Below are 20,814 nucleotides of genomic sequence, written 5' to 3' on the forward strand. Positions count from 1 at the left end.
CTTGATGCGGTGTTCGCCGGCTGACAGAGTCCGCTCCAACACAGGTATCAGGTTCTGTAGGAGCGGACTCCCTCCGCGACCCTGGTGCAGGCAAGGCTCAATTCCAACCCTTCACCCCCGTCATGTCCGGCAGGTGGTGGGCGATGCCCTTGTGGCAATCGATGCAGGTGGCTTCGCCCGAGGCCAGGGCGGTGGAGTGCATCTGTCGGGCGCGCTGGCTCTGGCGGGTGAAGTCCATGAACTGGAAGTTGTGGCAGTTGCGGCATTCCAGTGAGTCGTTGGCCTTCAGGCGCGCCCATTCGTGTTCGGCCAGTTCGCGGCGGTGATCGAGGAATTTCTCCCGCGTGTTGATGGTGCCGAAGATCTTGCCCCAGACCTCCTTGGACGCCTGCATCTTGCGGGCGATCTTGTCGGTCCACTTGTGCGGCACGTGGCAGTCCGGGCAGGTGGCGCGCACACCGGAACGGTTGGTGTAGTGGATGGTGTCCTTGAGTTCGGCAAAGACGTTGTCGCGCATCTCGTGGCATGAGGTGCAGAACTGCTCGGAGTTGGTGGCCTCCAGCGCGGTGTTGAAGCCGCCCCAGAAGATGATCCCGGCGATGAACCCGGCCAGTGTCAGGAAGCCCAGGCTGTAATGCACGCTGGGCCGGCGCAGGACGACCCAGTAACCCTTGAGCCAGGCGAATAGTGCTTTCATGGCGCCTCCTCAGGGGTTGCCGGTGGATGTGCCGTCGTCATTGCTGGCGGACTTCCCGGCGGCCGCGTCGCGCTGGAGGATCTTGTCGATGTCCTCGAAGGTGTTGCCCACCAGCGGTTGCACGTCCTTCTGCGGCACGTGGCACTGCACGCAGAAGTATCTCCGGGGCGCCACGGCCGCCAGCGCCTGGCCGTCGCGATCCATGTAGTGGGTGATGCTGATCATCGGCGCCTGCACCCGCGCGCTGTTGGCGCGGCTGTGGCATGACAGGCATTTGTTGGAGTTGGTGTCGATGCGGTAGCCGGCGATGGTGTGCGGGATGGTCGGCGGCTGTTCGGGGTAGGCGCGTTCGCGACGGATGTCCTTGTTCTCGTCGGCAGCGAGCGGCGGCGCCGGGCGGTCTTCGGCGATGGTGCCGCCGGGGCGGCGGCCATCCGGGGCCGGGGCGTCCAGCGGGTAGTTGACGTCGGCAGCCAGCGCCGGAAGGGCGAAGAGCAGCAGGAGCAGGGCGGGCAGTATCGGTTTCATCGCGCGTTCCTCAGGCCAGGCTGACCAGTTCGATGCGCACCGCGCATTTCTTGTAGTCGGTCTGCTTGGAGATCGGGTCGGTGGCGTCCAGCGTGACCTTGTTGATCAGCTTGTTGGCATCGAAGAAAGGCACGAACACCAGTCCCTGCGGCGGCTTGTTGCGCCCGCGGGTCTCGATGCGCGCGCGGATCTCGCCGCGCCGACTGATCACCTTCACCTCGCTGCCCCGGCGCATCTTCAGGTCGCGCGCATCGTCGGGGTGCATGTACACCACGGCGTCGGGTACGGCCTTGTAGAGCTCCGGCACGCGCTGGGTCATCGAACCGGTGTGCCAGTGTTCGAGCACGCGGCCGGTGGAGAGCCAGAAGGGATATTCCTTGTCCGGGGCCTCGGCCGGTGGCTCGTAGGGCAGGGCGAAGATGATCGCCTTCTTGTCCGGGTAGCCGTAGAACTGCACGCCGCTGCCGGCGGTGACGTAGGGGTCGTAGCCCTCGCGGTAGCGCCAGCGGGTCTCCTTGCCGTCGACCACCGGCCAGCGCAGGCCGCGCGCCTCGTGATAGGCGTCGAAGGGCGCGAGGTCGTGACCGTGGCCACGGCCGAAGCTGGCGTACTCCTCGAACAGCCCCTTCTGGATGTAGAAGCCGAAGGCCTTGGCCTCGTCGTTCTCGAAGCCCTTGGTGATCTCGTCGTTGTCGTACGCGTCCACCTGGCCGTTCTTGTACAGCACCTCGTAGAGTGTCTTGCCCTTGAGTTGCGGCGCCTTCGCCAGCAGCTCGGCGGGCCAGACCTCGTCGGTGGTGAAGCGCTTGGAGAACTCCACCAGCTGCCAGAGGTCGGATTTCGCCTCGCCCGGCGCCTTCACCAACTGGTGCCAGAACTGCGTGCGGCGCTCGGCGTTGCCGAAGGCGCCTTCCTTCTCCACCCACATGGCGCTGGGCAGGATCAGGTCCGCCGCCTGTGCCGAGACGGTCGGATAGACGTCGGAGACGATCACGAAGTTTTCCGGGTTGCGCCAGCCCGGCAGCACTTCCTGCATGATGTTCGGCCCGGCGTGCATGTTGTTGCAGACCTGGGTCCAGTAGACGTTGAGTACGCCGTCCTTGAGCATCCGGCTCTGTTGCACGGCGTGGAAGCCGATTTTTTCCTGGATGGTGCCGGCGGGCATTTTCCAGATCTTCTCGGCGGTCTCGCGGTGCTTCGGATTGGTTACCACCAGGTCCGCCGGCAAGCGGTGAGAGAAGGTGCCAACCTCGCGCGCGGTGCCGCAGGCCGAGGGTTGGCCGGTGAGCGAGAAGGGGCTGTTGCCCGGCTCGCTGATCTTCCCGGTGAGCAGGTGGATGTTGTAGATCAGGTTGTTCGCCCAGACCCCGCGGGTGTGCTGGTTGAAGCCCATGGTCCAGAACGACACCACCTTGCGTTTCGGGTCGGCATACAGCTCGGCGAGGGCCTTCAGGCGCTCGGCCGGCACGCCGGTTTCCTTGGCGGTGCGCTCCAGCGTGTAGGGTTTGACGAAGGCGGCGAATTCGTCGAAGCCGATGTCGGTCCAGGTGTTGGCCTTGTCCGCGTTCTTCGCTTTCTTCTCCAGCGGGTTGTCCGGGCGCAGGCCGTAGCCGATGTCCTCGGCGCCGTGGGCGAAGCGGGTGTGCTTGTCGACGAAATCGCGGTTGACCGCGCCGCTTTCTATAATGTGGTTGGCGATGTAGTTGAGGATGTACAGGTCGGTCTGCGGCTTGAACACCATGGGGATATCGGCCAGGTCGAAGCTGCGGTGCTCGAAGGTCGACAGCACGGCCACCTTGACCTGCCCTGCGCTCAGGCGGCGGTCGGTGACCCGCGACCAGAGCACCGGGTGCATCTCGGCCATGTTCGAGCCCCAGAGCACGAAGGTATCGGTGGCCTCGATGTCGTCGTAGCAGCCCATCGGCTCGTCCATGCCGAAGCTGCGCATGAAGCCCATTACCGCCGAGGCCATGCAGTGCCGCGCGTTGGGGTCGATGTTGTTGCTGCGCAGGCCGGCCTTGAACAGCTTGTTGGCGGCGTAGCCTTCCCAGACCGTCCATTGCCCGGAGCCGAACATGCCCACCGAGGTGGGGCCCTTGGCCTTGAGCGCGGCCTTGAACTTCTCGGCCATGATGTCGAAGGCGGCGTCCCAGCTGATCGGCTGGAACTCGCCCTGCTTGTCGAACTTGCCGTCCTTCATGCGCAGCAGCGGCCGGGTCAGGCGATCGCTGCCGTACATGATCTTGGACAGGAAGTAGCCCTTCACGCAGTTGATCCCGCGGTTGACCTCGGCCTTGATGTCGCCGTGGGTGGCGACCACCTTGTTGTCGCGGGTGGCGACCATCACGCTGCAGCCGGTGCCGCAGAAGCGGCACGGCGCCTTGTTCCAGTCCAGGCGGGTCATGTCCGCCTCGGTGACCAGGTTGCTGGCGGAGCTCAGGATCGGCAGGCCGGCGGCGGCCGCGGCAATGGCGGCGGCGTTGGCCTTGGCGAACTGGCGGCGGGTCAGGTTCATCTTGCACCTCCGGCCTGGGCCAGCTCGGGTTGGGGTTCTCTCTGCAGGGCTTCCGGCGACTCGACGACCTCGTGGTAGATCAGCACCGCGTTGAGAACGCCGGGCAGGTTCTGGATGGCATTGAGGTTGTCGAGGATGCTCGCCTCATGCTCGGCTTCGAGCAGCACGACCAACTTTCCCTGGGCGCTCTGCTGATGGACTTCCAGGTTCGGCAGGCGCAGCAGGTTGGCCTTCACCGCTTCGAGCAGCTCGGGGCGCGTGTGCACGATCAGGCTGGCGATCTGGATGCTCTCGGGCATCTGGGTCTCAGGCATGGTGGGCCTCACGGTTCAGGTGGATGGCGTTGCCGGGGCAGGGCGAGACGCAGGCGCCGCAGCCGGTGCACAGGGTCGGGTCGAGGGTAGGCAGGGAGGGGCCGCCGAGTTGCGGGCGGAAGCGGATGGCGCGCGGTTCGCAGGCGTCGTCGCAGCTGCGGCAGTGGATGCCGGCGCGGGCCAGGCAGTGGTCGTCGATCTGCGCGCGCCAGGGAAACGCCTCGCGGTTCAGGTCGAACACCTCGGCTTCGCAGGCGCGCGCGCAGGCACCGCACAGGCTGCAGCCGGCGTTGGTGAAGTCCAGCTGCGGATAGCCGCCGTCGCCGATGCGCAACACTTGCTCGGGGCAAGCGTCGATGCAGGCATTGCAGCGTGTGCAGCCTTCGAGAAATTCGCTGGCGGTGGCTGTGGCTGTCCATGGCGGGCGACGTACTTCTGGCGCACCGCCCAGGCGCCGCAGCAAGGCGCGTCGGGCGAGCATCATGGCGCCCCTAGGACGGCGGGCCGGGGGGCCCCACCACTAGTTGGTACATCCACACGATAAAGCCATAGCCACCGACGATGGCGATGGAGAGCAGAGGGAACAGGCAGATCACGAGGAACAGGAACAGCCGGGTTTCCTTGCCTTTATCCGTGCCGGGTCCGGTCTCTTCAGTCATTTGGTCAGCCTCCCGCCAACGACTGGGAATGAGCCTAGTCCCTGCGCTGTGTGTGGGCAAAAGCCTACGAGCGTTATTCTTTTTTCATACAGCGCTTTCGTTCAGCGATGGTTCAGCGCCCTGACAGGTTTCGTTCAGAGCCCTCCTCGTAACCTTCTCCCCGTCAACACACTACTGACCTCTGACGGGAGAATCCCCATGAAAACTCTGAAGAAAATCGCCCTCGCCAGCGCCATCCTCGGTGCCAGTGTCGCCGCTACTGCCGCCAACGCCGCCGACACCTTCGTCGGCATGACCTGGGGCGAAACCAGCAACAACATCCAGAAATCCGATGCGCTGAACCGCAACCTCGGCAACCCGAAGTTCGACAGCGTGATCAACAACAGCGGCACCTGGGGCGTGCGCGCCGGCCAGCAGATGGAGCAGGGTCGCTACTACGTCACCTACGAAAACGTCTCCGATACCGAGAACGGCCTGAAGCTGCGCCAGCAGAACCTGCTCGGCAGCTACGACGCCTTCCTGCCGCTGGGCGACCAGGGCACCAAGCTGTTCGGCGGCGGCACCGCCGGCCTGGTCAAGCTGGAGCAGGACTCCAAGGGCTACAGCCGCGACAGCGATGTGGGTTACGCCATCGGCGCCCAAGCCGGTATCCTCCAGGAACTCGGCAAGAACGCATCCGTAGAAGGCGGCTACCGTTACCTGCGTACCAACGCGAGTACCGAGATGAGCCCGCACGGTGGCAGCAAGGTGGGATCCCTTGACCTGCACAGCAGCTCCCAGTTCTACCTGGGCGCCAACTACAAGTTCTGACCGGTACCGCAACCGGGCCCCGCGTGGCCCGGTTGCCTGACTCAGGGAGCACGCGCATGAAACTGCTGGTGGTGGAAGACGAGGCGCTGTTGCGCCATCACCTGTACACCCGGCTTGGCGAGCAAGGCCACGTGGTCGATGCCGTCGCCAATGCCGAAGAGGCGCTGTACCGCGCCGCCGAATACCATCACGACCTGGCGATGATCGACCTCGGGTTGCCGGGCATGAGCGGCCTGGACCTGATCCGCGAATTCCGCAGCCAGGGCAAGACCTTCCCCATTCTCATCCTCACCGCTCGCGGCAACTGGCAGGACAAGGTCGAAGGCCTGGCCGCCGGCGCCGACGACTACGTGGTCAAGCCCTTCCAGTTCGAAGAACTGGAGGCCCGCCTGAACGCATTGCTGCGCCGCTCCAGCGGCTTCGCCCAGTCGAGCATCGAGGCCGGCCCGCTGCTGCTGGACATCAACCGCAAGCAGGCGCTGGTCAACGGTGAGTCGCTGCAGCTGACTGCCTTCGAGTACCGCATCCTCGAATACCTCATGCGCCATCATCAGCAGGTGGTCGCCAAGGAGCGGCTGATCGAGCAGCTCTACCCGGACGACGACGAGCGCGACCCGAACGTCATCGAGGTACTGGTCGGGCGCCTGCGCCGCAAGCTGGAGAGCGCAGCGGGCTTCAAACCGATCGATACCGTGCGCGGCCAGGGCTACATCTTCAACGAGCTGTGTAAATGATCCGCTCGCTGCGCTTGCGCCTGATGATCGGTGCGGCGATTCTAGCCGTGCTGTTCATGGCCGCGTTGCTGCCGGCACTCCAGCGGGCATTCAGCATTGCCCTGGAGAATGCCATCCAGCAACGCCTGGCGGCGGACGTGGCGACCCTGGTGTCCTCGGCGCGTATCGAAGGCGAAGTCCTGAGCATGCCCGACCACCTGCCGGTGGAGGACTTCAACCTTCCCGAATCCAAGTTGCTGGGCTTCATCTATGACCAGTCCGGCAAGCTGGTGTGGCGCTCTACCTCGGCCCAGGACGAAAGCGTCGACTACTCACCCAAGTACGATGGCATGATCGACGAGTTCACCCGCATCCGCGATGCCTCTGGCCAGGAGTTCTTCGTCTACGACGTGGAGATTGACCTGCTCGGCGGCAAGCGTGCTGCGTACAGCATCGTCACCATGCAGCCGGAGAGCGAATTCCGCGAACTGGTCAGTGGCTTCCGCGACCAGCTCTACCTCTGGCTCGGCGGCGCGCTTCTGTTGCTGCTGGGCCTGCTCTGGCTCGGCCTGGGCTGGGGCTTTCGCTCCATGCGCGGGCTGCGCTCGGAGCTGGACCAGATCGAGGCCGGTGATCGCGAACGCCTCAGCGATGACCATCCTGCCGAGATGCTGCGCCTGACCGACTCGGTCAACCGCCTGCTGGAAAGCGAGCGCGCCCAGCGCGAGCGCTATCGCAATTCCCTGGGCGACCTCGCCCACAGCCTGAAGACGCCGCTGGCGGTGCTGCAGGGCGTCAGCGAAACCCTCGCCGACCAGCCGCAGAACCGCGAGCAGATGCAGGTGCTGCAGACCCAGATCGAGCGCATGAGCCAGCAGATCGGCTACCAGTTGCAGCGCGCGACCCTGCGCAAGAGCGGCCTGATTCGCCACCGCGCGGCCCTCGATCCGCTGCTGGACACCATCGGCGGCGCGCTGGACAAGGTCTACCGCGACAAGCGGGTGAAGCTTGCGCGGGATATCCCGCCGGGGTTTTCCCTGCCGCTGGAAAAGGGCGCGCTGCTGGAGATGCTCGGCAACCTGCTGGAGAACGCCTATCGCCTGTGCCTGACCACGGTGAAGGTCAGCGCGCGCAAGGAGGGCCGGATGTTCGAACTGATCATCGAGGACGACGGCCCCGGTGTTCCCGCCAGCCAGCGTGAGCGCATCCTCAAGCGCGGCGAGCGCCTGGATACCCAGCACCCCGGCCAGGGCATCGGCACGGCAGTGGTCAAGGACATCATCGACAGCTACGACGGCGAGCTGGCGCTGGAGGATTCCGCGCTGGGCGGCGCTTGCTTCCGCATTCGCCTGCCGGGTTGATCGAGAGTCGGCGGGGATCAAGTTCGCGAGCAAGCTCGCTCCTACAGAAAAGCCGGTCGACCTGTGCTGCCGAAGACCGCTATGCAGGGCCCGCTCTTCGTAGGAGCGAGCTTGCTCGCGAACGCCCACGTACCGGAGCCTCGTTTTAGGTCGTAGGGCGGATAACGCGCCAGCGTTATCCGCCGCGAGGCAATTGGCGCATAACCCGTTCCGGGTTATGCGCCCTACGGTCTAGTTTGCTTGCCTGAGCTGGATGGCTTTTTCCTCGGCATCGGCAAGAGGTGTGGCGGCGGGCGTCGTGCTCATGGCATTACCTGTTCATTCGGAGTGTTGCGAGCGATACGCCCCCGGCGTCAGCCCCGTCCATTTCTTGAATGCCCGGTGGAACGCCGACGGCTCGGAGAAGCCGAGCTGGTCGGCGATGTCCTGGATGGAGTGCTCGTCGCGGCCCAGGTAGTAGATCGCCAGGTCGCGGCGCAGTTGGTCCTTCAATTCCTGGAAGTTCGGCCCTTCTTCCCGTAGATGCCGGCGCAGGGTCTGCGGGCTCATGTGCAGTTGCGCGGCGACCTGCTCCAAGTCCGGCCAGCGACGGCAGTCGCGGCCGAGCAGGCGGCGGATCTGGCTGGTCAGGCTGTCGCCGCCGTCAGGGCGGGCCAGCAGGTCGGCGGGTGAATCCTTGAGGAAGTGCTTGAGCGTGCGCTCGTCCTGCAGCAGCGGCATGTCCAGGTAGCGTGCCTGCAACAGCAGGCTGGTGCTGCCGGCGGCGAAGCGGCGAGGGCAGGGGAACAGCAGGTCGTACTCGGCCTGGTGCTCGGGCGGCGGGTAGCTGAAGGTGGCTTCCTCCAGGCGGATGCGCTGGCCGATCAGCCAACTGGCCAGGCGGTGCCAGATCAGCAGCAGGCTCTCGGTAAGGAAGTGGTCCGGGTCGCGCAGGTGGGTCTCGTCCAGGGTCAGCCGGGCGCGGTCGCCGTCGCGCACCAGCTCGATCCGCGGCGCCTCGGGAAACAACCCGTAGAACAGCGAACCGCGGCCCAGCGCCTTCTCCAGCGTGCGGCAGTGGATGATCGCGTTGCACATCATCGCGAAGGTACCGCGCTTGCTCGGCAGGCTGCCGAAGCCCATGTATTCGTCGTCCAGCGCTTCCCAGAGGGTCTGCATCAGGCGGCTGAACTGCTCGGGATCGATCCGTGCGCGAGGTTCCTCGAGGATGGCCGGGACGATGCCGGCGTCGCGCAGCAGCGCCGGGACGTCGAGCCCCTTGCGCTGGGCGCCTTGGACGGCGGCGCGGACGAAATGGCTGGCAATGGTGCGTTCACGCATGAGCGGTCCTTGTTGTTCTGTCCGCATGTCCGAAAGAACAGTGCGGCAAACCCGATCGAACCTGATCGGAGTTCTACAATCTACGGTACGAAGGCCGTGGCGGATACCCGCCAGAGGGCGGGAAACCCGCCAGCGAGGAGGCGGGTTTCCGCCAGATTCGGCGCCTCCGTGCCCTGACTTTTTACGGAAGCCGTTGAATTTAAAGGAGTTACATATTTTTTAAAGGTCTGGCACAGCACTTGCGATAGGCGAGCAAGGCCTGCCGTCTGGCATGCCCTGAAAACAAATTCTCCCATTGCAGGGAGATAACGCGTTCGGTCTTGCGCCTCCCCTGGAGCGCAGGCCCAGAGGACAGAGCTGCCATGACCAAGCAACCCTTCTACAAAAGCCTGTATGTGCAGGTACTGATCGCCATCGCCATCGGTATCGCACTCGGCCACTTCTACCCCGACACCGCCAAACTGATGAAGCCGCTGGGCGATGGCTTCGTCAAACTGATCAAGATGGCCATCGCGCCGATCATCTTCTGCACCGTGGTTACCGGTATCGCCGGCATGCAGAGCATGAAGGCAGTGGGGAAGACGGGTGGCATGGCGCTGCTGTACTTCGAAATCGTTTCGACCATCGCGCTGATCATCGGCCTGGTCGTGGTCAACGTCGTCCAGCCGGGCGCCGGCATGCACGCCGACGTCGCCACGCTGACCGCCGAAATGAACAAGAACGCGGCGCTGACCGGCTTCATCGCTTCGGGCGAGAAGCAGAGCACCATCGACTTCTTCATGAACGTCATCCCGAGCACCGTGGTCGGCGCCTTCGCCAACGGTGACATCCTCCAGGTGCTGTTCTTCTCCGTGCTGTTCGGCTACGCGCTGCACCGCCTGGGTGACTACGGCAAGCCGGTGTTCGAGTTCATCGATCGCATCACCCACGTGATGTTCAACATCATCAACGTGATCATGAAGGTCGCGCCCATCGGTGCCTTTGGTGCCATGGCCTTCACCATCGGTGCCTACGGCCTCGGCTCGCTGGTGCAGCTGGGCCAACTGATGCTGTGCTTCTACATCACCTGCCTGCTGTTCGTGCTGATCGTGCTGGGCGGCATCGCCCGCGCCCACGGTTTCAGCATCCTGCGCTTCATCTCCTACATCCGCGAAGAACTGCTGATCGTACTGGGCACCTCGTCCTCCGAATCGGCCCTGCCGCGCATGATCGCCAAGATGGAGAAACTGGGTGCCGACAAGAGCGTCGTCGGCCTGGTGATCCCGACCGGCTACTCGTTCAACCTGGACGGCACCTCGATCTACCTGACCATGGCCGCCGTGTTCATCGCCCAGGCCACTGACACCCCGATGGACATCACCCACCAGCTGACCCTGCTGGTCGTGCTGCTGATCGCCTCCAAGGGCGCCGCCGGTGTCACCGGTTCGGGCTTCATCGTGCTGGCTGCCACTCTGTCCGCCGTCGGCCACCTGCCGGTCGCGGGCCTGGCGCTGATCCTGGGTATCGACCGCTTCATGTCCGAAGCCCGCGCGCTGACCAACCTGGTCGGCAATGGCGTGGCCACCATCGTGGTTGCCAAGTGGTGCAAGCAGCTGGATGAGAAGACCCTGTCTGCCGAGCTGGCTGCTGGCCCGGGCAACTCCGCGGAGCTGCAGCCGTCCTGACGCGCTTTTCAAAGAGCAATTCGGCCCGGTGAACGTGAAGCACCGGAGCCTTTCCAGCCCGCTCATTTGAGCGGGCTTTTTTATGGGCGGGTGGTTGGTGGGGGCGCGCGTTTTGTAGGAGTGAGCTTGCTCGCGAACGGTTTCCCGGCAGCTCCGGAGCTGGGCGGGTTCGCGAGCAAGCTCGCTCCTACAGTGGCTGCGGGCGTGTGCAGCCAGGACGGGGCGTCGTCAGCCTTGCAACATTCCAGGGAGCGCCCGGCGCGCATGGGAGCGGACTCCGCCCGCGATTGGCCGGCCGCCAGCGGGGAGGGTGTGCATCAACGAGAAAGGCGCACGCAGAAGCATGCGTTGAAGAAGCGGAAAGGAATCAGAGAATGATCTTGTCCTTGAGCTTCTCCGCCGCCTGCTGCAGCGCCTGGATGACCCGTTCCTTGTCGTAGTTCTGCACGTTGTTGGTGTCCAGGTACATGGAGAAGCCTGGCACCTCATGCTCGACGAAGCTGGGGTTGGAGCCCAGGTCGCGGCGGAAGTCGACCACCTGGTAGATCTGCACCGGCTTGCTGAAGCCCTTCACGGCGATCTGCCCCTTGTCGCGGCACATCAGCACGTCCTTCACCAGCGAGTAGGTCTCGTGGCTGATGAGGATCTCGCCGGCTTCGGCCGCGCTTTCCAGGCGGCTGGCGAGGTTCACTTCGCGGCCGATGATGGTGTAGTCCATGCGCGTATCGGCGCCGAAGTTGCCCACGGTGCAGTAGCCGGTGTTCAGGCCCATGCGCACTTCCAGCGGCTTGGTGATGCCCTGGGCGCGCCACTGCTGGCGCATGACCTTCATGTGTTTGCGCATGGCCACCGCCATGGACACGGCGGCCACGGCGTCTTTCTTCGCACCCTGGGTGGCCGGGTCGCCGAAGAACACCATCACGCAGTCGCCGACGAACTTGTCGATGGTGCCGCCGTACTTCAGGGCGATCTTCGACATCTCGTTGAGGTAGTTGTTGAGCATGTCGGTGAGGGCTTCGGCTTCCAGTTCCTCGGACAGCTCGGTGAAGCCCTTGATGTCGGAGAAGAACACCGTGAGCTTCTTGCGCTGGGTTTCCAGGCGCACCGTGCGCTTGCCGCTGAAGATCGATTCCCACACCTGCGGCGACAGGTATTTGGCCAGGTTGCTGGCCAGGCGCGCGGCCTTTTCCTGCTCCAGGGTGATGTCCGAGCGGGCCTGGGCCAGGCGCAGGCCCTGCTGGTGCACGAAGAAGGCGGTGATGCAGATGTACAGGGTCGAGAACAGCACGCTGACCAGCGAAACGATGGCGGGGGTCGCGCCCTTGTAGCCCGGAGTGATCAGCGCGGCAGACAGCACCGAGGCACTCAGCCCCACCAGCAGCGCCAGCCCCAGCGAGCGCAGGCCGCCGATGATCAGCGCCGAGAAGGAAAGGATCAGCACCAGCATCAGGCTGGGTACCTCGGAGAACCCCAGCAGCGTGGTGGCAATACCGGCGTGCAGGGCGTCGATGAACAGCAGCACCAGGCGGGTACGCTGCGGGGTGTCGCGCTTGAAGCGGCGGCTGACCTGCTGGGCCAGGTGCGGGTAGAGCAGGGCGTACGGAATCATCCAGAGGATCTCGTAGCCGAAGTACTTGGCGAAGGTGCCGGCGGTGATGGTCGCGGCGATGGCGATATAGGCCAGCACGCGGGAATGGTATTCGCGCAGAGGGGTGGGGGGGAGCGGACTACTGGATCGCTCGAGAACGTTAGGCTTCATGCGCAGGAAACTTCCCTAATGCGTGTGGGCTTGTGGCCAATTACGCGTCTGAATTTTGGGAATCTTATTCCATGCGCTACCCCGGAGCCAGCGGCGGCTAGCGACTGCTCGTCGCGGACCGCCGGTCGCTTCGGGACCCTCAGGCCATGCTGCCGTCGGGCTTCTGGTAGATCGAGCGGCGCGGCTGGGCGAAGACCCGGCGCAGCATGGGTTCGAAGTACTCCAGGGGCAGTACCTCAGCGTCCGGATCGAAGGCGGCGGCGTCGTACCGCGCGCAGAATTCGATGGTCCGCTCGAACTGCGGGTGGTCCTTGAACTGCTCGCGCAGGTGCCGGTCCAGGCCCAGGTGATGGAAGAAGTAATAGCCCTGGAAGATCGCGTGCTTCTCGATCATCCACAGGTTTTCTTCGCTGACGAAGGGCTTGAGGATGGCCGCGGCGATGTCGGCGTGGTTGAACGAGCCGAGGGTGTCGCCGATGTCGTGGAGCAGGGCGCAGACCACGTACTCCTCGTCGCGACCGTCGCGGTGGGCCAGGGTGGCGGTCTGCAGCGAGTGGGTCAGGCGGTCTACCGGGAAGCCGCCGAAGTCGCCGTCGAGCAGGCGCAGGTGGGTCATGATCCGGTCGGGCAGAAGCGCGGCGTACTGGCCGAAGTCCTTGGCGATGATCGCCCAGTCCTCGGCGGTGCCGTCTTCCATGTGGGTGAAGTTGGCGCGTGCGTTCATCAGGCTGTGCTCTCTTGTGATTGTCGTGGCGTGTCTGGATGGCACCGATCCAGTCTAGAAGCCTGACGGGCACGCGGTAGTGTCCGTGCAGCGCCAGCGGGGTGTCCCGGCGCGCGCGAATGGTGCGGCATCAGCCGCACGGATGGCGGCTGGTGTTCAAGGTTCGCTCAGGGGTTCTGCGGATCGTGCCCCAGCGACTGCAGGAACAGTGAGAACAGCTCCGGCTGCGAGGAAATGTCGAGCTTGTTGTAGAGGTGGCGGCGATGGACCTTGATGGTCTCCGGGGAGATCGCCAGGCGCTCGGCCATGGCCTTGGAGGAGTAACCCCTGAGGATCAGCCGCGCGATCTCCAACTCGCGCTCGGACAGCACGCCGGCGCCGAAATGGCTCAGGGCGTCACGTACCTGCACCGCCACACCGTCGCTGGCGCCCGGCAGCAGGCGCTGGCCGCGTTGCTGCCAGTGCTGCTGCATCAAGGCCAGCACCCAGGGGCAGAGCATCGCCAGCAGGCCGGTCTGCTCGCCATCGAACAGCTTGCGCATGCCCAGTGACAGCGACAGCGCGCCCTGGCCGGGCAGCTGCAGGATGAACTGCACCTCGTCCTCCAGCACGTTGTCGTGGAAGTAGCTGAGGAAGTACTCGCTCTGTCGGAACTGGTCCGGGGAGATTTCCTCCAGCCGGTACAACCCGCTGGGCACGCCCTCGCGGCAGGCCTGGTAGAACGGGTCGAGCTGGTAGAGGCCGTCCAGGTAGATGGCCATGGCGGCCGGCCCGACGGTGGGTTCGGCATCGTATTCCTCCAGCGCCACCGGAGTGCCGCTGGCCGGGTAGAACATCGCCAGGGCGTTATCGAACGGCAACCACTGGTGCAGCAGCAGGACCAGTTGCTTCCAGAAGCGCGGCTGGCCGATCTGCTCGATGGTGCGGCCGAGGTTGGCGTGCATGCCGACTTCGCGGAACAGGTTGTGCATCCGAGGGAATTCTCTGAGAGGGGCGGAGGAGTCGGCCCACGGTTTCCTCCTTTTAGCCCGTCGCCGTCAAGGGGGCGTAACCCCAAATGGTGATTGGCCGCCCCGCTCGCCATGCCCAGACTGCACCCCACGCAGCGCCCCGCTCAGAGGGCGCGACAAGGTCTTCGTTCCTGCCTCAGCCACCAATAACAACACGAGGAAACAACGATATGAGCGCTTCCCCTGCGCCAGCGAGCGCGCTCAAGCCCAGCCTGGGCGTGCTCGACGTAGTCGCCATCACCGTCTCGGCGGTCACCCCCGCCAGCTCCGTTTTCGTCATCGCTCCCTTCGCCATCCAGCAGGCCGGCAGCGGGGCCTTCCTGGCGTTCGTCTTCGCCGGGTTCCTGGCCCTGATGTTCGCCTGGTGTTATGCCGAGCTGGGCCGGGCCCACAGTTCCGCCGGCGGCGAGTATGTCTACGCCAAGCGCGTGTTCGGCGGGCTCGCCGGCTACGCCACCTTCCTTACCGTGCTCGTCTCGCTGCTGTTCATCCCGCCGGTACTGGCGACGGGCGCGGCGACCTACCTCAACAACGCCCTGGGGACGAACTTCGACACCCAGACCGTGGCCCTGGTGATAGTCGCCGCCAGCTACGTGCTGGGCATCCTGAATATCCGCGTGAACGCCTGGATCACCGGCGTGTTCCTGCTCTGCGAAGTGGCGGCGCTGCTGGTGATCGTGGTGCTCGGCTTCGGCCATGTCAGCCAGCCGGTGAGCGTACTGGTGCAGCCGCAGCACATCGACGGCGGGATACTGGCCGCCGCGCCCTGGGCGCTGGTGATCGGCGCCGTGGGTACCGCGCTGTTCTCCTACAACGGCTTTGGCGGCGCGGTGCTGCTGGCCGAGGACATGAAGTGCGGCGGGCGCAATGTGCACCGTGCGGTGATCTGGTCGCTGGTGCTGGTGGTGGCGATCGAGATCGTCCCGCTGACCGCGCTGCTGCTGGGCGCGCCTTCGCTGCAGGACATGATCGCCAGTCCCGACCCGGTCGGCTACCTGCTCACCGCCCACGGCAACGAAACGCTGTCGCGGCTGGTCAGCGCCGGCATCTTCCTCTCGGTGTTCAACGCCATCGTCGCCATCGTCATCCAGGTCGGCCGGGTGATCTTCAGCAGCGGCCGTGACGAGCTGTGGACGCCGCTGATGAACCGCGCCTTCACCCGCATCCATCCGCGCTGGGAGTCGCCGTGGATCGCCACGCTGTTCCTTGGCGTGCCCTCGGCGGCGCTGAGCTTCAGCTCGAACCTGGAGGAGCTGACCTCCTTCACCGTGCTGCTGCTGGTGATGGTCTACCTGGTGGTGGCGCTCTGCGCGCTGTTCAGCCGCGTGCTGCGCCGCGACCGCGAGCACCCGTACCGCATGCCGCTGTGGCCGTTGCCGGCGATGCTGGCCGTGGTCGGCGCCGGCTACCTGTTGCTCAACCTGCTGATGGACGCTTCCTCGCGGGACATCATGATCATTGTCGGGATACTGGCCGTGTCGGTGATTCTCTACAGCACCTACGGCAAGCTCAGCCCGGCCTTCCAGAAGCTCTGAAACCCTGCTCGACAACCAAGGAGACAGCATGCGCGCTCGTCAACTCGGCATCACCCTCGGCCTGGGCACGCCCGGCGAGTTCAACGCCATCACCGACGTTCCCGGCATCCGCGTCGGCCACAGCACCCTGATCGGCGAGCGCGATGGTCGCGCCGTACGCACCGGGGTCACGGTGGTCCAGCCGCGCGAGGGGGCGGCACGCCAGCAACCCTGTTTTGCCGGCTGCCATGTGCTCAACGGCAATGGCGACGCCACGGGGCTGGAGTGGATTCGCGAGGCGGGCCTGCTGACCACGCCCATCGCCATCACCAATACCCACAGTGTGGGCGTGGTACGCGATGCGCTGATCGCCGCCGAGCATTCCGAGTTGGCCGACCCGTCCATCTACTGGTGCATGCCGGTGGTGATGGAAACCTACGATGGGCTGCTCAACGACATCTGGGGCCAGCATGTGGGCGCCGAGCAGGTGCGCGAGGCGTTGGCCGCGGCCGAGTCCGGCCCGGTGCGGGAGGGTCCGGTGGGTGGCGGCACGGGGATGATCTGCCACGAGTTCAAGGGCGGTATCGGCACGGCCTCGCGCAAGCTGCCGGCAGAGCAGGGTGGCTGGACCGTGGGCGCACTGGTGCAGGCCAACCATGGCCAGCGCCGCGAGCTGCGGGTGGATGGCTACCCGGTCGGCCGTCACCTGGGCGATGTGCCGTCGCCCTTCGCCGAACAGGGCACGCCGGGCATGGGCTCCATCGTGGTGATACTGGCCACCGATGCGCCGTTGCTGCCGCACCAGTGCCAGCGCCTGGCGCAACGCGCCTCGCTGGGGATCGCCCGGACTGGTGGCGGGACCGACGATTCCAGCGGCGACATCTTCCTTGCCTTCGCCACCGGCAACCGCGACCTGCCGCCGGCGGACTACGGGCGCAAGAACCTGCCGTTCGCCACGGCGCTGGAGATGGTCAACAACGACCATATCTCGCCACTGTTCGCCGCCGCGGCGGAGGCGGTGGAGGAGGCCATCGTCAATGTGCTGCTGGCCGGCAAGGACATGCGTACTGATGACGGCGTACTGGTGCCGGCCTTGAGCGGGGAGCGTCTGCTGGCGGCGTTGCGCGAGGTCGGTTGGAAGGGGGAGCGCTAACCAGCGGTGCTCGGTGGCTGGGCGCTCCCTGCAGGAGCGAGGGGGACGCCTGGTTCTTGCTCGCGAACGGGCTTTCCGGCCGCTCTGGTGTTGGGCGGCTTCGCGAGCAAGCTCGCTCCTACAAGTTGATGCCGTGCCATGAAAAAAGCCGGAGCTGCTGGGCAGCTCCGGCTTTTGTCTTTCTCGTACCGGCGAATCAGTTCGGGGTATAGATCTGGTCGAACACGCCGCCGTCGGCGAAGTGGGTCTTCTGCACGGTGCGCCAGTCGCCGAAGGTCTTCACCACGGAGAAGAAGTCCACCTTCGGGAAGCGGTCGGAAAACTTGGCCAGCACTTCCGGGTTGCGCGGGCGCAGGTAGTTGTTCGCCGCGATGGTCTGGCCTTCTTCGGACCACAGGTACTTCAGGTAGGCCTCGGCTTCGGTACGGGTGCCTTTCTTGTCGACCACCTTGTCGACCACCGCCACCGGCGGCTCGGCTTCGGCGGAGACGCTCGGGTAGACCACTTCGAAGCCGCCACGGCCGAACTCGCGGGCGATCATCTCGGCTTCGTTCTCGAAGGTCACCAGTACGTCGCCGATCTGGTTCTGCATGAAGGTGGTGGTCGCAGCGCGGCCGCCAGTGTCCAGCACCGGGACGTTCTTGAACAGCTGGGCGACGAATTCCTTGGCCTTGGTTTCATCGGCGCCGTGCTTCTGCGCGTAGCCCCAGGCGGAGAGGTAGGTATAGCGGCCATTGCCCGAGGTTTTCGGGTTCGGCACCACGACCTGGATACCCGGCTTCACCAGGTCGTCCCAGTCCTTCAGGCCCTTCGGGTTGCCCTTGCGCACGATGAACACAGTGGCGGAGGTGAAAGGCGCGCTGTTGTTCGGCAGGCGGGTCGCCCAGTCCTTCGGCACCAGGCCGCCATTGTCGGCCAGGGCGTCGATGTCGGTGGCCTGGTTCATGGTGATGACGTCGGCCGGTAGGCCGTCGATGACGGCGCGGGCCTGTTTGCTGGAACCGCCGTGGGACATCTGGATGGTGATCTTCTCGCCTTTTTCGGCCTGCCAGTGTTTCTGGAAGGCGGCGTTGTAGTCCTTGTAGAAGTCACGCATCACGTCGTAGGAGACGTTGAGCAGGGGCTGGGCGGCCTGGGCGGCGGTGGCCAGGGCGAGGCCGGCGGCCAGCAGCGAGGCGCTGAACAGACGTTTCACGAGCAGTTCCTTTTGGCAGTGTTGTTGGGCGTCGATTATGCCGACAGGTTATATGGCAATTAAATACTTAAAGGCTATTTGCTTATGCGGCGAGCCGTTTTCCGCGCCGCGCTGCTGCGCATGCCACGAAGCGGAAAGTTGCCCGGCAGCCTAGCAGGCCGGCCGGGCAAGGGCTGCTCCGGCAGTTGTCATTCCAGCCCGCTGACTTCCAGTTCCTTGGGATACTCGACGCTGAACTTGAAGGTGGTGCTGCGTTTCTCGCCTGGTTTCAGCTGCCAGTCCCACAGCAGCTTGCCATCGTCTTCGCGCCTGGCCTCCTGGCCTTCGGGCTCCAGCAGGGCGACCTTGATCTGCTCGTTGCGCGAGACCGGCAACTGGTCCTTGAACTGCAGGCGCTGCTCGGTCTTGTGGTTGTTCTGCGCGTCGATGCGGAACTCGTAGGTGACGCGCTTGCGGCCGCCGGTGAGGCCGGTGTAGTCGGTGTAGCGGTTGACCAGCTTGCGCTTGACCGACATCGCTTCGTCGCCGCCCAGGGCCAGCTCGAAGGTCTCGCCCGGCATCACCGCGCGCAACTGGCCGCTGGCGACGAAGGTATTGCCCAGGTAGGTGTTGAGGGTCCCGGGCAACAGCGGGTAGTCGCTGGCATTGCGGGTGTCGGCCTGCAGGTACGCGGCTTCGCGCAGCGACGGTGTGGCCAGGTAGCGGAAGGTTGCCGGCAGCTTGAACTGGGCGATGGAAACCTTCTGCGAGCTGCCATCGCTGTTGAGCGTGGCACGGGTCGGGATATGGAAGGAAGCGCTGGTGGTGGCACCGCTGACTTCGGCGACCGCGACGGGCATCTCTTCCAGCGAGCCGGCCACGGCTATCTCGTCGGCGGCGAAGCGCTGGGCTTTCTTCGCTTCCATCGCCATCATGGGCGCGGCCGGTGCTGGAGCGGGGCGCGCGGCCATTACCGTGCGTGGATCGAAGGTGTCGACGAACCATGGCGACAGCGCCGGCACGCTGCTGCCCAGGTTGGGGCGAGCGGTGGACAGGGTGAGGTCGACGTCCGTCCAGTCCTCGCCGCTGCTCTGCCGGACTATGCCCTGGTAGGTCATCTCGATCTTGTCTTCGCCGTCGCGCAGACGGGCGTCGTAGGCCGGGCGCCAGGAGGCATCGTAGAGCGTGTAGCTGAGCTGCAGCTGGACTTGTGCCGGCTTCTCCAGCGCCACGCGCAGGATGGCCCGCTTGTAGTGGGTGCCGTCGCCGGCCAGGTGGCTGCGCTGGTTCTCCAGTTCCTGCTTGCGTTGCTGCAGTTCCTCGCCCTGCTGGTCGAGCTTGCGCTGCTCGTCGAGGATGCGGCCCAGGTTGCCTTCGCTCATCTGCAGCAGGTTCTTCAGTTCGTCGATGCTCGGCAGTGCCTGGTTCTTGCCCGGCTTGGTGCTGCTGGCCTGGATGTCGGCGAGGAACTGCTTCTGGTTTTCCAGCACGCTGCCGCGGTCGCTGATTTCACGCTCCTGCCGCTCGATGTCGCGCAACTGCGCGTCCAGCTGTTGCAGGCGATTGTCCTGCGAAGGCGGCGATACCTGTGGCGCGCTGCTGACGTCGAGCAGGGTCGCGGCGGCGCTGGCGCTGAGCGAGGCCTGCAGGCTGTTGTCGTCGATGCGCAGGGGCAACTGCTCCAGGGCGATCTCGTGCTGGCCGGCGAGCAGCTGCAGGGTGGCGGTGCGGGTGACGATGGCGCGGTCGGTGTAGACGGTCACCGCGCTGATGCGGCTGTCGGCCACCTGCGGCGCGGCCAGCAGCGAGGTGCTGGCCAGTGCACCGGCCATGGCGAGGATCAGTGGGTGGAGTCGAAAGGGCATGTGCTCACCTCGGGGCCTGGAAGGCGACCGACACTGCGGAACGCCACTATGGCGTCCGTCCATGGCGCTTGTGACGAAGGGGGCGCAGGCAACGGGTTGAGCCTGGGTGAATTCATGCCGCGATGGGCGACGAACGGTTGCCAGGGTCAGCCCCTGGCAGTGTCATCCGCCCGTGGGAACAGCGCGTTGCCGCAGCGCGAGCAGAACGCTGCCTCGGCCTCGTGGTTGGCCTTGGCGCAGGCCGGGCAGGGCTTGTCCAGTTGCCCTGGCGGGCGTTCCTGACGCATGGCGTTGTGCAGCTCGGCGCTGAAGATGCCGGTGGGCACGGCGATGATCGAGTAGCCGGTGAGCATTACCAGGCTGGCGATGGCCTGGCCCAGCGGCGTCTTCGGAGTGATATCGCCGAAGCCCACGGTGGTCAGGGTGACGATGGCCCAGTAGATCCCTCGCGGAATGCTGGTGAAGCCGTGCTCGGGACCTTCGACCACGTACATCAGTGAGCCGAACACCGTCACCAGGCTCATTACCGAGAGGAAGAATACGGTGATTTTCTGCCGGCTGCCGCGCAGCGCGGTGAGCAGGAAGTCCGCCTGGCGCAGGTACTGGCGCAGTTTGAGGATGCGAAAGACACGCAACAGACGTACCACGCGTACCACCAGCAGGTACTGGGCATCGGGATAGAACAGAGCGATGACGCCGGGCAGCACCGCCAGCAGATCGATCAGGCCGTAGAAACTCAGGGCGTAGCGCAGCGGTTTGGGTGAGCAGTACAGGCGCAGCAGGTATTCGATCAGGAATAGCCCGCTGATGAACCATTCGATTCCACTGAGCAGGGTGCCGAACTGCTGGTGAATGCGCCCGACGCTGTCGAGAAAGGCCACCAGCAGGCTGGCCAGGATGACGATCAGCAGCGCGCTGTCGAAGCGCCGCCCGGCTGCTGTGTCGGACTCGAAGATGATGATGTAGAGGCGCTGGCGAAAGCTTTGGGTGTCGGCCATGAATGAATCCGCGGAACGGGTTCAGTCACCTTAGCC

19 protein-coding genes are annotated in these 20,814 nt (G+C 65.1%); 6 read left to right on the forward strand and 13 right to left on the reverse strand.

What is annotated here, in order from left to right:
- Positions 1–97: 97 nt before the first annotated feature.
- Genes RS899_RS05515 through napE form a run of 6 tightly spaced genes read right to left on the reverse strand, consistent with a single transcriptional unit; the run spans position 98 to position 4,713 of the window.
- Positions 98–697: a cytochrome c3 family protein gene (locus tag RS899_RS05515; protein ID WP_054910881.1), complete on the reverse strand. Its 600-nt coding sequence runs from the start codon at positions 695–697 to the stop codon at positions 98–100.
- Positions 698–706: 9 nt separating this feature from the next.
- Positions 707–1,225: a nitrate reductase cytochrome c-type subunit gene (locus RS899_RS05520; protein ID WP_169940585.1), complete on the reverse strand. Its 519-nt coding sequence runs from the start codon at positions 1,223–1,225 to the stop codon at positions 707–709.
- Positions 1,226–1,235: 10 nt separating this feature from the next.
- Complete coding sequence (napA, locus tag RS899_RS05525) at positions 1,236–3,740, reverse strand: nitrate reductase catalytic subunit NapA (RefSeq protein ID WP_315809294.1); 2,505 nt, start codon at positions 3,738–3,740, stop codon at positions 1,236–1,238.
- The gene (locus RS899_RS05530; RefSeq protein ID WP_054910886.1) at positions 3,737–4,039 is read right to left on the reverse strand and encodes a chaperone NapD; all 303 of its coding nucleotides are present in this window, start codon (positions 4,037–4,039) and stop codon (positions 3,737–3,739) included. Before RS899_RS05530 ends, napA begins: the two co-directional genes overlap by 4 nt.
- 7 nt (positions 4,040–4,046) lie before the next feature.
- Positions 4,047–4,538, reverse strand: coding sequence for a ferredoxin-type protein NapF (gene napF, locus RS899_RS05535; protein ID WP_315809295.1), 492 nt, complete (start codon positions 4,536–4,538; stop codon positions 4,047–4,049).
- 7 nt (positions 4,539–4,545) lie between these two features.
- Positions 4,546–4,713, reverse strand: coding sequence for a periplasmic nitrate reductase, NapE protein (napE, locus tag RS899_RS05540; protein ID WP_054910878.1), 168 nt, complete (start codon positions 4,711–4,713; stop codon positions 4,546–4,548).
- Between the two features lie 198 nt (positions 4,714–4,911).
- On the opposite strand from napE, the gene RS899_RS05545 reads away from it, so the two are divergent.
- From RS899_RS05545 to RS899_RS05555, 3 genes are read left to right on the forward strand one after another with little or no spacing between them, the layout of a single operon-like run.
- Positions 4,912–5,523: an outer membrane beta-barrel protein gene (locus tag RS899_RS05545; protein WP_054910877.1), complete on the forward strand. Its 612-nt coding sequence runs from the start codon at positions 4,912–4,914 to the stop codon at positions 5,521–5,523.
- A gap of 56 nt (positions 5,524–5,579) precedes the next feature.
- Positions 5,580–6,257 (forward strand): response regulator, encoded by a 678-nt coding sequence (locus RS899_RS05550; protein WP_054910876.1) that lies wholly within the window; start codon positions 5,580–5,582, stop codon positions 6,255–6,257.
- On the forward strand, positions 6,254–7,597 hold the full coding sequence (locus RS899_RS05555; protein ID WP_315809296.1) for an ATP-binding protein: 1,344 nt from the start codon (positions 6,254–6,256) through the stop codon (positions 7,595–7,597). The genes RS899_RS05550 and RS899_RS05555 overlap by 4 nt, the downstream gene beginning before the upstream one ends.
- A 318-nt stretch (positions 7,598–7,915) precedes the next feature.
- Here the strand turns inward: RS899_RS05555 and RS899_RS05560 are convergent, their stop codons facing one another.
- On the reverse strand, positions 7,916–8,917 hold the full coding sequence (locus RS899_RS05560; RefSeq protein ID WP_315809297.1) for an AraC family transcriptional regulator: 1,002 nt from the start codon (positions 8,915–8,917) through the stop codon (positions 7,916–7,918).
- A 362-nt stretch (positions 8,918–9,279) separates the two neighbouring features.
- Between RS899_RS05560 and RS899_RS05565 the strand changes: the two genes are divergently transcribed.
- Positions 9,280–10,581, forward strand: coding sequence for a dicarboxylate/amino acid:cation symporter (locus RS899_RS05565; protein WP_017516453.1), 1,302 nt, complete (start codon positions 9,280–9,282; stop codon positions 10,579–10,581).
- A 367-nt stretch (positions 10,582–10,948) separates the two neighbouring features.
- On the opposite strand, the gene RS899_RS05570 is transcribed toward RS899_RS05565, so the two are convergent.
- From RS899_RS05570 to RS899_RS05580, 3 genes are all read right to left on the reverse strand, one after another.
- A complete protein-coding gene (locus RS899_RS05570) occupies positions 10,949–12,340 on the reverse strand; it encodes an adenylate/guanylate cyclase domain-containing protein (protein WP_315809298.1) in 1,392 nt (463 codons plus the stop codon).
- 139 nt (positions 12,341–12,479) lie between these two features.
- Positions 12,480–13,064: an HD domain-containing protein gene (locus RS899_RS05575; protein WP_054910872.1), complete on the reverse strand. Its 585-nt coding sequence runs from the start codon at positions 13,062–13,064 to the stop codon at positions 12,480–12,482.
- A 167-nt stretch (positions 13,065–13,231) separates the two neighbouring features.
- Positions 13,232–14,035: a helix-turn-helix transcriptional regulator gene (locus RS899_RS05580; protein ID WP_315809299.1), complete on the reverse strand. Its 804-nt coding sequence runs from the start codon at positions 14,033–14,035 to the stop codon at positions 13,232–13,234.
- Between the two features lie 209 nt (positions 14,036–14,244).
- Between RS899_RS05580 and RS899_RS05585 the strand changes: the two genes are divergently transcribed.
- Together RS899_RS05585 and RS899_RS05590 are read left to right on the forward strand one after the other, a co-directional pair.
- Positions 14,245–15,609, forward strand: a complete 1,365-nt coding sequence (locus RS899_RS05585) for an APC family permease (protein ID WP_054910870.1) — start codon at positions 14,245–14,247, stop codon at positions 15,607–15,609.
- Positions 15,610–15,637: 28 nt separating this feature from the next.
- Positions 15,638–16,741 (forward strand): P1 family peptidase, encoded by a 1,104-nt coding sequence (locus RS899_RS05590; protein WP_315809300.1) that lies wholly within the window; start codon positions 15,638–15,640, stop codon positions 16,739–16,741.
- Between the two features lie 196 nt (positions 16,742–16,937).
- Here the strand turns inward: RS899_RS05590 and RS899_RS05595 are convergent, their stop codons facing one another.
- The 3 genes from RS899_RS05595 to RS899_RS05605 form a co-directional block, all read right to left on the reverse strand.
- The gene (locus RS899_RS05595; RefSeq protein ID WP_315809301.1) at positions 16,938–17,936 is read right to left on the reverse strand and encodes a sulfate ABC transporter substrate-binding protein; all 999 of its coding nucleotides are present in this window, start codon (positions 17,934–17,936) and stop codon (positions 16,938–16,940) included.
- Between the two features lie 188 nt (positions 17,937–18,124).
- Positions 18,125–19,780, reverse strand: a complete 1,656-nt coding sequence (locus RS899_RS05600; RefSeq protein ID WP_315809302.1) for a mucoidy inhibitor MuiA family protein — start codon at positions 19,778–19,780, stop codon at positions 18,125–18,127.
- Positions 19,781–19,926: 146 nt separating this feature from the next.
- A complete protein-coding gene (locus RS899_RS05605) occupies positions 19,927–20,778 on the reverse strand; it encodes an ion transporter (protein WP_233298005.1) in 852 nt (283 codons plus the stop codon).
- Between the last annotated feature and the right edge of the window lie 36 nt (positions 20,779–20,814).

Source organism: Pseudomonas sp. C9-3 (assembly GCF_032392015.1).
Lineage (GTDB): Bacteria > Pseudomonadota > Gammaproteobacteria > Pseudomonadales > Pseudomonadaceae > Pseudomonas > Pseudomonas nitroreducens.

Bases quoted from the DNA above. Each gene is read 5' to 3' on its own strand.
- RS899_RS05515 (WP_054910881.1), bottom strand. From the start codon at position 697: ATGAAAGCACTATTCGCCTGGCTCAAGGGTTACTGGGTCGTCCTGCGC.
- RS899_RS05520 (WP_169940585.1), bottom strand. From the start codon at position 1,225: ATGAAACCGATACTGCCCGCCCTGCTCCTGCTGCTCTTCGCCCTTCCG.
- napA (WP_315809294.1), bottom strand. From the start codon at position 3,740: ATGAACCTGACCCGCCGCCAGTTCGCCAAGGCCAACGCCGCCGCCATT.
- RS899_RS05530 (WP_054910886.1), bottom strand. From the start codon at position 4,039: ATGCCCGAGAGCATCCAGATCGCCAGCCTGATCGTGCACACGCGCCCC.
- napF (WP_315809295.1), bottom strand. From the start codon at position 4,538: ATGATGCTCGCCCGACGCGCCTTGCTGCGGCGCCTGGGCGGTGCGCCA.
- napE (WP_054910878.1), bottom strand. From the start codon at position 4,713: ATGACTGAAGAGACCGGACCCGGCACGGATAAAGGCAAGGAAACCCGG.
- RS899_RS05545 (WP_054910877.1), top strand. From the start codon at position 4,912: ATGAAAACTCTGAAGAAAATCGCCCTCGCCAGCGCCATCCTCGGTGCC.
- RS899_RS05550 (WP_054910876.1), top strand. From the start codon at position 5,580: ATGAAACTGCTGGTGGTGGAAGACGAGGCGCTGTTGCGCCATCACCTG.
- RS899_RS05555 (WP_315809296.1), top strand. From the start codon at position 6,254: ATGATCCGCTCGCTGCGCTTGCGCCTGATGATCGGTGCGGCGATTCTA.
- RS899_RS05560 (WP_315809297.1), bottom strand. From the start codon at position 8,917: ATGCGTGAACGCACCATTGCCAGCCATTTCGTCCGCGCCGCCGTCCAA.
- RS899_RS05565 (WP_017516453.1), top strand. From the start codon at position 9,280: ATGACCAAGCAACCCTTCTACAAAAGCCTGTATGTGCAGGTACTGATC.
- RS899_RS05570 (WP_315809298.1), bottom strand. From the start codon at position 12,340: ATGAAGCCTAACGTTCTCGAGCGATCCAGTAGTCCGCTCCCCCCCACC.
- RS899_RS05575 (WP_054910872.1), bottom strand. From the start codon at position 13,064: ATGAACGCACGCGCCAACTTCACCCACATGGAAGACGGCACCGCCGAG.
- RS899_RS05580 (WP_315809299.1), bottom strand. From the start codon at position 14,035: ATGCACAACCTGTTCCGCGAAGTCGGCATGCACGCCAACCTCGGCCGC.
- RS899_RS05585 (WP_054910870.1), top strand. From the start codon at position 14,245: ATGAGCGCTTCCCCTGCGCCAGCGAGCGCGCTCAAGCCCAGCCTGGGC.
- RS899_RS05590 (WP_315809300.1), top strand. From the start codon at position 15,638: ATGCGCGCTCGTCAACTCGGCATCACCCTCGGCCTGGGCACGCCCGGC.
- RS899_RS05600 (WP_315809302.1), bottom strand. From the start codon at position 19,780: ATGCCCTTTCGACTCCACCCACTGATCCTCGCCATGGCCGGTGCACTG.
- RS899_RS05605 (WP_233298005.1), bottom strand. From the start codon at position 20,778: ATGGCCGACACCCAAAGCTTTCGCCAGCGCCTCTACATCATCATCTTC.